This window comes from Sporosarcina ureae (genome assembly GCF_002082015.1).
In the GTDB taxonomy this organism is placed as follows: Bacteria; Bacillota; Bacilli; order Bacillales_A; family Planococcaceae; genus Sporosarcina; species Sporosarcina ureae_A.
The window spans coordinates 2,931,766-2,945,426 of the sequence record NZ_CP015109.1; the positions used below are offsets into that span (position 1 = coordinate 2,931,766).

9 protein-coding genes are annotated in these 13,661 nt (G+C 39.6%); 6 read left to right on the forward strand and 3 right to left on the reverse strand.

Going from position 1 to position 13,661, the window contains the following annotated elements:
- The first annotated feature begins 52 nt into the window (after positions 1–52).
- From SporoP17a_RS14190 to SporoP17a_RS14210, 5 genes are all read left to right on the forward strand, one after another.
- Entirely contained in the window at positions 53–1,543 is a 1,491-nt protein-coding gene (locus SporoP17a_RS14190; protein WP_083035284.1) for a UDP-N-acetylmuramoyl-L-alanyl-D-glutamate--2,6-diaminopimelate ligase, read from the forward strand.
- A 114-nt stretch (positions 1,544–1,657) separates the two neighbouring features.
- Positions 1,658–3,235 carry a peptide chain release factor 3 gene (locus tag SporoP17a_RS14195; protein ID WP_083035285.1) on the forward strand — a complete coding sequence of 526 codons (1,578 nt, stop codon included), beginning with the start codon at positions 1,658–1,660 and terminating at the stop codon, positions 3,233–3,235.
- Between the two features lie 190 nt (positions 3,236–3,425).
- Complete coding sequence (locus SporoP17a_RS14200; RefSeq protein ID WP_083035286.1) at positions 3,426–6,596, forward strand: efflux RND transporter permease subunit; 3,171 nt, start codon at positions 3,426–3,428, stop codon at positions 6,594–6,596.
- A 436-nt stretch (positions 6,597–7,032) separates the two neighbouring features.
- The gene (locus SporoP17a_RS14205) at positions 7,033–7,797 is read left to right on the forward strand and encodes a TerC family protein (protein ID WP_083035287.1); all 765 of its coding nucleotides are present in this window, start codon (positions 7,033–7,035) and stop codon (positions 7,795–7,797) included.
- A gap of 160 nt (positions 7,798–7,957) precedes the next feature.
- Positions 7,958–9,307 (forward strand): TrkH family potassium uptake protein, encoded by a 1,350-nt coding sequence (locus SporoP17a_RS14210; RefSeq protein ID WP_083035288.1) that lies wholly within the window; start codon positions 7,958–7,960, stop codon positions 9,305–9,307.
- Between the two features lie 48 nt (positions 9,308–9,355).
- On the opposite strand, the gene SporoP17a_RS14215 is transcribed toward SporoP17a_RS14210, so the two are convergent.
- Entirely contained in the window at positions 9,356–11,110 is a 1,755-nt protein-coding gene (locus SporoP17a_RS14215; protein WP_083035289.1) for a B12-binding domain-containing radical SAM protein, read from the reverse strand.
- A gap of 183 nt (positions 11,111–11,293) precedes the next feature.
- On the opposite strand from SporoP17a_RS14215, the gene SporoP17a_RS14220 reads away from it, so the two are divergent.
- Positions 11,294–12,676 carry an ATP-binding protein gene (locus SporoP17a_RS14220; RefSeq protein ID WP_083035290.1) on the forward strand — a complete coding sequence of 461 codons (1,383 nt, stop codon included), beginning with the start codon at positions 11,294–11,296 and terminating at the stop codon, positions 12,674–12,676.
- A gap of 60 nt (positions 12,677–12,736) precedes the next feature.
- On the opposite strand, the gene SporoP17a_RS14225 is transcribed toward SporoP17a_RS14220, so the two are convergent.
- Both SporoP17a_RS14225 and SporoP17a_RS14230 read right to left on the reverse strand, forming a co-directional pair.
- On the reverse strand, positions 12,737–13,384 hold the full coding sequence (locus SporoP17a_RS14225; protein ID WP_083035291.1) for a DUF874 domain-containing protein: 648 nt from the start codon (positions 13,382–13,384) through the stop codon (positions 12,737–12,739).
- A gap of 59 nt (positions 13,385–13,443) precedes the next feature.
- On the reverse strand, positions 13,444–13,635 hold the full coding sequence (locus tag SporoP17a_RS14230) for a YkvS family protein (protein ID WP_083035292.1): 192 nt from the start codon (positions 13,633–13,635) through the stop codon (positions 13,444–13,446).
- Positions 13,636–13,661: the final 26 nt, after the last annotated feature.

Genomic DNA, 13,661 nt, shown 5'->3' on the forward strand with positions numbered 1-13,661 from the left:
TTTATTTGTTATAATGAGTAGAGTTATTCACCAATCTATTGGAGGAAATCACATGAATACGAAAGAATTACTATCTGTATTACCTGTAAAAACTATAAAAGGAACATTGCCGGAAAATGTGACAGACGTGGCGGTGGATTCACGAGCTGTTCAGGATGGTGGAGTATTTGTCTGCCTGAAAGGTTATACAGTGAACGGCCACCAATTTGTCAAGAGTGCGTTATTGAGTGGTGCACGTGTCATTATTGCATCAGAGCCAATCATGATAGATGAAGAACGCACAGCGGTAGTGTATGTTGAAAACACTTCGAAAGCGATCGAGTTACTGGCGTCTAAGTACTATCAGTATCCTTCAAAGCGTATGAAGATGATTGGTGTAACTGGAACTAATGGAAAAACGAGTGTCGGCAATATCATTCATGACATGCTGCGACAGACTGAAGAAAAGACAGCAGTGTCAGGGACGATTGGTTTCAAATTAAATGATATTCTGTATGAAACAGAAAATACGACGACTGATGTTTTGACTACCCAGCAAATGATTGCACAAGCTGCAAATGAAGGTTGCGAATCGATGATTATGGAGGTTTCTTCACACGGCTTAGTTGAAGGTCGACTGGCAGGAACAGAATTTGATATTGCGATTTTCACTAACTTAACGCATGACCATTTGGATTACCATAAAACGATGGAGAATTACAGCGCAGCGAAAGGTTTATTGTTTGCACAATTGGGTCAACAGCTGGATCAGAAAAAGTTTGCGATTATCAATGCAGATGATCCATGGAGCAGTAAAATGATGGAAATGACTTCGTTTCCTATCTTTACATACGGCATCCATGTGAAGTCTTCATTCCAAGCAATGTCAATCGAAATGCAGTCAAACTATACGAGATTTCAATTGCAAGCACCAGACGGAACGTTCACCGTTACTATGCCGTTGATAGGTGAGTTTAATGTCTATAATTCCTTGGCAGCTATTGCAGCATTATATGCCAAAGGAATGGCGACGGAAGATATTTTACCGCTGATCGCGAACGTATCGACTGTGAAAGGTCGTCTTGAAAAAGTGGAAACCTCTCTACCACTGACGATTTTCATTGATTATGCCCATTCACCAGATGCAATTGAAAAAGCAATTGCTACCGTCCAACCTTTAAAAAAAGAAGGCAATCGTCTTCTATTCTTGATTGGAACAGGAGGCAATCGTGATCGTCTGAAGCGTCCAATCATGGGAGAAAAAGCAGCAGCTGCAGATTATGTCGTCTTCACAACAGATGATCCACGAGATGAGCCGTATGAGTCAATCATATCGGAACTTAGTGCCACGATGCCACATAATCAGTACGCATGTATAGGAGATAGAGAAGAAGCAGTACGCCATACTATTGAACAAGCGAATGCCGGAGATATCATTATATTCGCCGGAAAAGGTCATGAAGATTTTCAAATTATCGGCAATACAAAATATGCGCATTCAGATGCACAAATTGCACTTGAAGAAGCTGCTAAAAAGTTTGGCGACACCACGATTAATAAATGAAGTGCAGTTTGAATTTGAGAGTCTATAGTTTTTTAGTCAATTCAATGAAAAACATTGAAATGCATCCCTATTCTCTCTATGATAGAAAACGTAAGCAAAAGGAGAGTACGATTGATGCAAAAGAATAAACATGATGAAATTACTTCGCGACGAACGTTTGCGATTATTTCTCACCCGGATGCCGGTAAAACGACAATTACTGAAAAGTTACTATATTTTGGCGGAGCGATTCGCGATGCTGGAACAGTTAAAGGAAAGAAATCAGGAAAATTCGCTACGTCTGACTGGATGGAAATTGAAAAACAACGAGGTATATCGGTAACATCCTCCGTTTTACAATTTGACTATGCGGGCAAACGCGTCAATATTTTGGATACACCAGGACACGAAGATTTCAGTGAAGATACGTATAGAACATTGATGGCAGTGGACGCAGCCGTCATGATGGTCGATTCGGCAAAAGGAATTGAGCCACAGACGATTAAATTGTTCAAAGTATGTAAAATGCGTGGAATTCCAATCTTTACATTCATCAATAAAATGGACCGACAAGGTAAAGAGCCATTGGAGCTAATGGAAGAATTGGAAGAAGTGTTAGAAATCCAATCATACGCAATGAATTGGCCAATCGGTATGGGAAAAGAGTTCCTAGGTATTTATGACCGTTTCAATCAACGTATTGAGTTAGCGCGTCCGAATACAAGTGAAGAACGTTACCTTCCAATCGACGAAGAGGGCGAGCTTGCGGTAGAACATTCCATGAAAGAGACATCTTATTATAAACAAGCTCTAGAAGATGTCATGCTATTGAATGAAGCAGGAAACGACTTCGATGAAGAACGTATTGCGAAAGGTGATTTAACACCTGTATTTTTTGGTAGTGCATTGACTAATTTTGGTGTTCAGACGTTCTTAGAAACGTTTCTACAGTTCGCACCTGAGCCGCAACCTAGACTAACAAAAGACGCTGAATACGTAGATCCAGAGTCTGACGTTTTTTCAGGCTTCATCTTCAAAATTCAGGCTAATATGAATCCTGCACATCGGGATCGTATTGCATTTGTCCGAATTGTCTCAGGTGAGTTTGAACGTGGCATGACTGTAAATGTCCCACGACTTTCAAAGAATTTTAAGTTGTCTCAAACGACTCAGTTCCTTGCGGATGATCGTGAAACCGTCAATCAGGCAGTAGCAGGTGATATCATTGGCTTATATGATACCGGTAACTATCAAATCGGTGATACAGTCATCGGTGGTAAAGCTAATTTCCAGTTTGAAGCACTTCCGCAATTTACTCCTGAGTTATTCGTTAGAGTAAACGCTAAAAACGTGATGAAATCCAAACAGTTCCACAAAGGGATCTTACAACTTGTGCAAGAAGGTGCTATTCAATATTATAAAACCTTGCATACTGAAGAAGTCATTCTCGGTGCAGTAGGTCAGCTTCAATTCGAAGTTTTCGAACACCGTATGAGAGCGGAATACCATGTGGAAGTTCAGATGGAGACGATGGGATCCAAAGTAGCACGCTGGATTGAAAACGAAGAAGATGTAAAAGAGACTATGGCAGGGCAACGTGCATTACTCGTAAAAGATCGACATGAACGTAAAGTTTTCTTGTTCGAAAACGATTTTGCGATGCGTTGGTTCCAAGATAAATTCCCAGATATCAAGTTATATAATCAATTATAAATCATAGAACATATTACCCGGACGGATTCATAGTAATCCGTTCGGGTTATTTGTTCAAAATGTGAATAAGCGTAGCGTTTATTCGCTAGTATTCGAGCAAATTGTGATGAAAATACCTTATTTAGGTGGTATGGTGTAAAGACGAAAAGGCTCCTTAGTGGGAGTGCTGAGAAAAGAGAGGAATAGATAAATGAAGATTAGTAGCTTTTCGGTCAAACGTCCCGTATTTACGTTAGTCACTATGTTTCTCGTCATTATTTTGGGTGCAGTATCCTTCTTTAAAATCCCTGTTACATTGATCCCTGACTTAAATCCGCCTGTAGCGGTGGTAGTCACAAATTATCCGGGGGCTTCACCGACAGAAGTGAGCGAGAAAATTACTAAGCCGTTAGAAGAAAGTTTATCGACAGCTCCTGGCCTAAAGTCGATGCAATCTTCTTCTCAAGAAGGAGCCAACTTAGTATTTCTACAATTTGATTGGGATTCTTCGATTGATGATGTCCAAATGGATATTCTCCAACGGATTGATCAAGTAGAAGTGCCCGATGGTGCTAATAAACCACGTTTCATGAAATTTGACCCTTCTCAATTTCCGGTCATCCAACTATCTTTACGTTCCGTCGATAAAGATACAGATATACGAAAAATCGCAGAAGAGCTGGAGAAAGAATTACGCCGTATTGAAGGTGTAGCCAGTGTAAATGTGTCAGGTAAAATCATTGAAGATGTTCAAGTTATTTTAGATCCAGACAAATTAAAAGGATTTGGTTTAGCACAATCAGACGTCGTGCAGGCAATACAAGCTAGTAATGTATCTATGCCAGGTGATCCGATTGACACGAATGATGGTAGAAAGTTAACTACAAGAATCTTAAGTACAGTTCAGAATATCTCGGATGTTCGTAGTATCCAAATAGGTGCCAATCCGCAGACTGGTGACAAAATCAAAGTCTCAGACGTAGCAGATGTAGCACTGTTGGAGCCGAAAGTACAAACAGAAACACGAGCCAATGACGAGCAGGCTGTATTATTGTCTGTACTTCAAGAGTCAGGAGCCAACACTGCGACTGTCTCTAAAGAGTTTAAAAAGTCATTGGATAAGTTATTGGAGGAAGAGGCATACCAAGATATTGAATCGGATGTTATTTTTGACCAAGGCGACTATGTACAGCTGGCAATTGGGAATATCGGTCAGTCATTAATTCTCGGTGGCTTGTTCGCAATGCTTGTGTTATTTGTCTTCTTACGTGGAATTAAGAGTCCAATCATCATTGGCGTAGCGATTCCGTACTCGGTTATTGTGACATTTGTCCTTATGTATTTCGCGGACTTCTCATTGAATATTATGACACTCGGTGCACTTGCACTAGGTATTGGTATGTTAGTCGATAATGCGATAGTCGTTATAGAGAATATTGAGCGACATTTAGCCATGGGGAAAACGCCAACTGAAGCAGCAAAAGATGGTTCAAAGGAAGTAGGCGGCGCTATAACTGCGTCTACGTTAACTACTCTGGCTGTATTTGTACCGGTAATCTTCATTACGGGGATCATTGGTCAAATCTTCACGGAGTTCGCATTAACGATTTCATTCAGTTTATTTGCATCGTTAGTCGTTGCATTGACTGTTGTGCCGATGCTGGCAAGTCGTTTGTTGAAGACGCCAACTGAAGAAACTCTTGAGAAAAAGAGCCATGTGAAGAAAAATCAGAGATTCGAAAAATCTGTTAAATGGGCATTAGGGCATCGTTTACTCGTGTTACTACTAACGACTGTTTTATTGGCAGGAAGCGCATTCGGAATTTTAAAAGTAGGAACGGAATTCTTACCTGCTACGGATGAAGGGGCTTTCAGTATTAATGTTGCGTTACCAAATGGCGCTTCACTTGATGCGACAGACGACGTAGTAAAGCGAATAGAAGAAGAAATGAAGAAGCAAGACGACGTAGAAGTGTACGTCAGTTTAGTCGGTGGAACACAACAAAGCATGGCACAAGGCGGATCAGAAAGTAATATGGCGGAAGTGTATGTGAAGCTAATTCCACTCGATGAACGCGATCGCTCTGTCTTTGAATTTGTAGACAAAGTACAGCCAATCGTCGAGCAGGAAATCGGTGATGATGCAGAAATTAGCTTCAATTTGCAAACCGCTGCTGGATCAAGTCCAAATACATTATCATTCTCCCTTAATGATACAAATGAAGAACGTTTAGGTAATGCAGTATCTAAGTTAGATAAGAAGTTACGTGAGCTGGATACCGTGACAGATGTTGAAAATGATTTAGTAGATACAGTAGAAGAAATAAAAATTGAAGTGGATCGTGAAAAAGCTTCAGATGTCGGATTGGCGCCGTATCAAATCGCGCAAACGGTTAGTGACGTTACGCGAGGTGTCTTTGCTTCACAAATCGTCTTTGAGAAAACTGGCGAAGTAGTGGGAGTAAACGTAGGGTACGATGAGCGTTTCCGCAATAGTATAGATAAGCTAAAGGAATTGGAATTAAAAACACCGCTAGACACGTTTGTTAAGTTGAAGGATATAGCGAGTGTTGAAATCGCAGAAGGTCCTGCAGCCATTGTGCGTGTAGACCAAGCACATTCCATCGCCTTTACGGTGAAATATCTATCCAGTGAATCATTGGGGGATATGACGAAAAAGGTAAATGATATTGTGGATGATCTGGATCTACCTAGCGAAGTGGAACTTTCATACGGTGGAGATCGTGAGTTATTTGAAAGTGCGATTAACGATATGCTGTTAGCGATTGTATTGGCAGTAGTCTTAGTATATATCGTAATGGCTGCACAGTTCGAATCGTTCAAATATCCATTCGTTATTATGTTCTCGGTACCTCTTATGCTAATTGGTGTTTCACTGGGATTGGTCTTTACGAACACACCGGTCAGTGTAACGGCAGTCATCGGTCTTCTCATATTAGTGGGAATAGTCGTCAACAACGGGATTGTATTGGTTGATTATATTAATCAACGTAAAGAAGCAGGACTCAGCTCGTACGATGCGATTATATCCTCTGTACGCGACCGTGTTCGTCCTATCTTGATGACGGCCCTGACGACTATTTTAGGCTTACTACCGCTAGCTCTAGGACTCGGTGAAGGTTCTGAGTTGAACCAGCCGATGGGTATTGCAGTAATTGGTGGATTAATCAGTTCAACATTCCTGACGTTGTATATTGTGCCGATCATTTACAGTTTATTAGATCGTGACACACGCAGAGGTATGAATACGCCAAAAAAAGCACGACCCGTAACGGAAGAAGATCAACCCGTCACGGTAACTGAAACGGTCACCGTGACCGAGACAGTAACGGAAACTGTCACTGTAAGAGAAACCAAGTAATTCAAAAAGCCGGCAAATGGGATTTTCCCTTTTCCGGCTTTTTTATAGGATGTTGAATAAGTTACACAAAAGAATAATATAGTAGGACTAGTAATGTATACGCCAGTGAGTTGAATGCTAATGCGCTTGTTTTTATGTCGTCAAACATCTGTACTTTTAATTTAATAGCACTATGGGCATCTCCTAAATCATTTGCAAATCAAAGTTATCATGTTATAATACTTTAAAAGTATCCGATATCTTAATAACTTTTGACGCAATGTCAAAGGGGAGTAGCTATAGGGAAACCTATTTCATAATCGTCAATACGTGACTGCCTCGACGGTCATCGGTTATGATAGCTGGATTTTGAACGTGAAATTCCGACTTAGCGAGACCTTTGCCTAATTATTAGGTGAGGGTCTTTTTATTTTGTAGAAAACAAGGAGGAATTATGTTGGATCCGATTTTATTAGAATATGCATGGGTACTCTTAGTATTAATCGTACTCGAAGGCCTATTAGCAACAGACAACGCCGTAGTAATGGCAGTAATGGTCAAACACTTACCGAAACTCCAACAAAAGAAAGCTTTATTTTATGGTTTACTAGGGGCATTCGTCTTTAGATTTACTGCATTATTTATGATTACATTTTTAGTGAAGTTCTGGGAGATACAAGCCATCGGCGCTATTTACTTGTTGTTCATATCGGGTAAAAATATATACGACAAAATTACCCATAAGCCGGAGGGGCATCCAAATCAAAAGCCGAAAAAACAATCAGGTTTCTGGATGACCGTGTTGAAAGTGGAACTTGCAGATATCGCGTTCGCATTGGACTCTATGCTCGCGGCTGTTGCGCTTGCGGTAACGTTGCCAGAGTTAGGTAACTTCCACGTTGGTGGCATTAACGGAGGACAGTTCGTAGTCATGTTGTTGGGTGGTATGATTGGTTTAATCATGATTCGTTTTGCGGCGAAACAATTCGTAGTTATGCTGGAAAAGTATCCTACATTGGAAACAGCAGCATTCTTAATTGTAGGTTGGGTTGGTGTTAAGTTAGTCGTCCTAACTCTTGCGCATCCTGAGCTACTCATCATTCCTGAAGCATTCCCGCATTCGACATTGTGGAAAATGACGTTCTGGACTGTGTTATTAGTCTTGGCAGTAGGCGGATATCTACTGGCCGTCGCAAAATCTAAGGTGAAAGCTAATAAATAATACGAAAACAGTCTCTTCCAAGTATGTTGGAGAGACTGTTTTTTATCTGTAGTTTAGAATGATGTAAAGAGTGTAAAGTTCTGTATATAGCTATCTTTTCATCAGGGGATTTGATAAAGTAGGAAAATGAAGTTTCCGTTATGAAAGGAATTTGAAAAAGATGAGGCTTTCCAGGGAAGTTTTTCATAAGTTTACGCCAGCACAGATTATCGCTTTCTACTACTTTTTGGCGATTGCATCCTCTTTTCTTTTACTGAACTTGCCAGGTGTATATAAACCAGGTGTGAAAGTGGCCATTATAGATAGCTTGTTTACCGCAGTGAGCGCAGTGAGCGTAACAGGATTGACGCCTATTAGTATCGGGGAAACGTACTCCGTATTCGGCCTTTGCATGATCATGCTCGTGCTTCAGCTCGGTGGTATCGGCATCATGTCATTAGGAACTTTTTTCTGGCTACTTGTAAAGAAGAAAATCGGCATGAGAGAGCGGCAATTGATTATGATTGACACCAATCAGTACACATTACAAGGCGTCGTTCAATTAATTCGTCAAATCATTCAATTGATCGTAGCCATTGAGATTATTGGTGGCGGTATTTTAACACTATATATTTATCGTTTTTATAATTCATTTAGTGAAGCGTTGTTGAACGGTATGTTCATGGCGGTGTCTGCCACTACGAATGCGGGGTTTGATATTACCGGTTCATCGATGATGCCTTATCATGATGATTATTTCGTGCAACTGATATTGATGATCTTGATTATTTTAGGTGCTATTGGATTTCCCGTCCTAATCGAAGTGAAGAGCTTCTTTTCGAAAAAAGTACCCCATTTTCGCTTTTCACTTTTTACGAAGATTACGACGTCGACATTCGGTGTTTTATTACTAGTGGGTACATTAACTATTTGGTTGTTAGAATCATTCAATTCATTTAAAGGAATGAGTTGGCACCAACAATTTTTCACCGCATTATTCCATTCGGTTTCTGCGCGCTCTGCAGGTCTTGTGACATACGACGTGACGCAATTCAGTGAAGCAACAGATATTTTTGTTAGTGCGCTTATGTTCATTGGTGCTTCGCCAAGTTCTGTAGGCGGAGGGATCCGTACGACAACATTTGCCATTGCGTTATTATTTCTCATTAACTTTGCAAAGGGGAATGACGTCATACACATTTTTAAACGCCAAATTAAATTGATTGACGTATTCCGTTCGTATGCAGTTATTCTTGTCGCGTGTTTTATGGTGTTGGCGGCATTACTATTACTGTTACTTACAGAGCCTGGGATTCCTGTTATTCCATTGCTATTTGAAATCACATCAGCTTTCGGAACGTGTGGTATGTCACTTGGTATTACAGGGGATTTATCAGTGTTCGGTAAGTTGATTATTATGGTACTGATGTTCATTGGACGAGTAGGGTTGATATCGTTCATTTATACAATCGGTGGCAAATCGAATAAAACACCGTATCATTATCCAAAAGAGCGTGTCATTATCGGTTAAGTCGAAATAAAAACCGCAGCAAGCGAATTTTCGCGTGCTGCGGTTTTATTATGGAGAGACAGTTTCCAGTACTTGTTCGGGCAAATGGTAGTGCTGTGCTTTTTCACCTGGAGTGTATTGTACAATAAGATACCCAGGATTTTTTATGACAGAAAGATCTTCTTTCAATTGAGCAGAGGTTTTCGTAACGAAAACTTGCTTCCGGATAGTTCGTTCCGTATAACCAGTCGACTCAAATGAATCACCGAGCAAGTGTGGAGAACGTAAAATGGTCTGATAAACTTCTTTTAGCTGTTCTTCTGTTACTACAGTATTCCACCAGATCTTTCTAGGTAAGAACTTTTGGTGAAGTAAATAATCCATCTTCAATAGACTAACTGCAATAGACGTATCAATTTTCAATACTTCTTCTAGGAAACGTTCCAAGCGAGTGAATAAGTCTTCGAACTGATGACCGATTCGTGACCAGCCTTGTTTTTCCCAAAAATCTCCGAACAGTTGGAAGAAGTCAAAAGGTGTATCGACCAATTCCGTTACGATATATTCCATAGAGTGTATAAATCGACCTGAATTCCAATATTTTTCGAGAATGTCTTCTGTTTGTTTGATCTTTAGCATATCATCAAAGGACAGGACGTTATTTGATACAATTTCATAAGGAGCGGTGTCGATGTAACGATACCCATATTGTTCTGCTTGGATACGTAAACCAGTACCGCGCAGTAGTTTCAAAAAGCCTAATTGTAATTCTTCAGGTCGTAAAGCAAACACTTCATTAAACGTGTCACGGAAAGACGCATAATCTTCTTCGGGTAGTCCGGCAATTAAGTCAAGATGCTGATCAATTTTTCCGCCTTCTTTAACCATCGTGACCGTGCGAGATAATTTAGTGAAATTTTGTCTTCTCTTAACTAGTTCATTTGTTAAATCATTAGTAGATTGAACCCCGATTTCAAATCGGAACAGGCCCTTCGGTGCATTTTCGTTTAAAAACTGGATCACTTCTGGTCGCATGATATCGCCAGTTATTTCAAACTGAAATACAGTGCCGGGTAGGTGTTCATCTATAAGAAACTGAAACATTTCCATCGCATAACTTCTACTAATATTGAAGGTGCGATCGACAAATTTAATGGTCTTAGCACCGTTCTGCATTAAATAGCGAATGTCTTCTTTTATTGCGTCTCGATTGAAGTATCGAACACCGACTTCTATTGAAGAAAGGCAGAATTGACAAGAGAATGGACAGCCGCGGCTTGTTTCAATGTACATGACACGATTTGACAGATGTGCAATATCCTCTGGGAAACGAAAAGGGGAAGGCAGTTCACGTAGATCCAATTTAGGACCTGGAGCTGTGATCTTCAACTTTCCGTCTGTTCGATAGGCAATACCTTGTACAGAGGAGAGATCTGATTGTCCATCTACTGCTTGAAGTATATCTTTAAAGGTTTTTTCGCCTTCACCTATCGCGATAATATCGATTTCCGGAACCCTTTCTAACCATTGGTCATAATCGTATGTCACTTCAGGCCCACCACAGACTATAACGGTTTTAGGGCTTGTTAGTTTTAGCAGACGAATCACTTTTATAGTTTCTTCTATATTCCAGATATACACGCTGAAGCCAACGACGTCTGGTGTATGTTGATACAGCTCTGAAACGATAGAAAGTGTAGGATCGTGAATGGTGAATTCCGCTAGCTCACAATGAAATTCTGGTGCTGCATACGCCTTTAAATAACGTATTGCGATATTCGTGTGTATATATTTAGCATTCAAAGTAGATAAGACAATATTCATAGTAAAACTCCTAATCTTAAAATAAAATAAATAATTGGAAAAACAAAAGCGGACTATAGTCCTATGTGAACAAGAGCGTCAATATGGCATAATAAGAATCACTCAGAAATTATTTACAAAGTTTGTAATGCTATACAAGTGCATAATAGATAGGTGCAATTGAGTTGAGGGGGTACTGCCACAGTGTTGAAAACACTAAATATCAATCGTTATCTAGAAAGTTCACTTTTTAAAATCGTCTTAGATGAAGATGGCGATATTCTTGATATGACAGAAGCTGTTAAATTACTAATGCCTAAAAACTTTATACCGCATCATATATCTGAATTATTTGATCAAAGCTTGTTGGAACAAATAGAGAAACGTTTACTTCTGTTAAAAGAAGAAACGATAGCTGATCAAAATGTATTGACTGGTCATCTAGATGTGCAGAATAAAAAACCTGAGCCTTGTTATATTATATACCAGCAATATAGCGGTAGGGCGATTTTAACAATAAAAATTGGTGAACAAAATGATAAACTGAATCAACTTTATGAAAGTGCCTATGTAAAGGCGATTATGCCAATGGCATTAGTGAATGAATCGGGTTATATCATTTCGGCGAATGATTTATTCTCGGAGATATTTCCTTACCAACCTTCAAGTGAACTTTTACATCTACAAGATATTTTTAATTTAATGACGCCAATTTCTCCGTTTACTTTTGAAGAATATATCTTAAAAGCACTAACACAGGAATCTTCGACAGTGAAGATGTCTTACACATCTAAAGGAATACAGCGCTACCAAGAGGTTATTTTGATGTTGGACTGTAAAACACAAATGTTTATCCTGCGGTTTGTAGACATTACTGAACAAGAACGCCTATTTGAGCAACTGGCGCACTCCGATCAATTATGCACGACTGGGGAAATTGCCGCAAGTATTGCACATGAAGTACGTAATCCGATGACGACATTACAAGGGTTTCTCCAACTTCTGGAACACGAAGTAACGGGTAATGCAAAAATGTATGTCAGTGTTATTCAAGACGAAGTCAAGCGCATGAACGAGATATTGAATGAAATGTTAGTCCTATCAAAACCAGCAGTTGACGAAATCACTATATTTTCGTTATCTGTTTTAGTAGAAGAAGTACTAATATTGCTCCGTCCTAAAGCGTTATTGGATCAAATTCATTTAGTGAATGAATTTAATGCCAAGGGATCTTTACTAATTCAAGCAAATCCCAGTCGTATTAAACAGGTATTTATAAATTTGATTAAGAATGCAATGGAAGCTATGGAGGCAAATGATACATTGTCTATCATAATAAGCGAAGGGGATCGGCAAAATGTGGATATCTTTATATCCGATACGGGGGCTGGAATAGGAGAAGAAATGCTTGAAACTATTTTCTTGCCATTTGTGACAGACAAACCAGACGGAACTGGTTTAGGACTTCCATTCGTTAAAAAAACCGTTCAAGAACATGGAGGAACTATATCCGTTACTAGTGAAATGGGGAAAGGAACGGTCTTCCATTTATCATTTCCTCTAATTCCTGTAATATCATCGAAATGACGGAGAGTTCAACTAATAAAAGGCCGATCCAAAGGGATCGGCCTTTTTGCATTGGCAATATTACTTGATGGTAGCTGCCATGTCTTTGAATTCTTCCACATGTTCGTTATCTTCTTTGGCATAAATGGTTGCACGAATTAACTTGTCTTCACGTTCAATGACATAGCCTGTGAAATAACCTTCAGTAGAATCTACGACCGCACCTTTAACCGATTTAATATCATCAGCTTGTGGAAGATCTGTTTCATCTATAATCTCGACTGGTGTTTCCCCGTCACTTGAAGCCGTCAATAACTCTTCCATATTTTCATAGAGTTCATCGAAAGAATACGATTCTTCATCAATAGCTATAGCTTCAATTCGCATAAACATTTCACTGTCTTCGTCAAGATATAGACTGTCTCTGCCTGGTTCTTCACTTGTCAGTGTATATCCAGGGAGCACCATCATGGAGTATTCTTGTTCATCGCTTGTTGTTTCCACGGCATCTTTCATCGCCTCTTCGGTTGCTTCTCCTTCTGTGTCTGTTTCAATTTCTGCTTCATTTTCGGAAGAAGTACTTTCTTCTACATCTGTTTCAGGAGCAGCAGGTTCTTCTATAGCATTACCTGTTGTATCTTTTTCTGGTTCTGCATCAGATGTTCCGCACGCTGCAAGCATGATAGAGGCGGTTAGTGAAGTGAAAATAATACGCCATTTGTTGTTCATTTGTACCACTCCTTCATATACTATTCTATCTAATTGGACGGATCACAGCGAAGAAGGTTTCAATCTTGTGTGCTGTTGTGTAGGATGATGTAACGTTTATGGTTAATCACTGTTTTTTCATGCATTACCGATTCGTCGAAGTCTTCCATATACGTTAAGTCTACAATTACAGAGTTTTCGTTCACTTTCTCAACAATTCCTTGTAAGCCTTCTTTGAATTCGATGATATCACCAATTTCAGCAATCGTCATTCTAACCACCCTTTCTTCAGTTATTA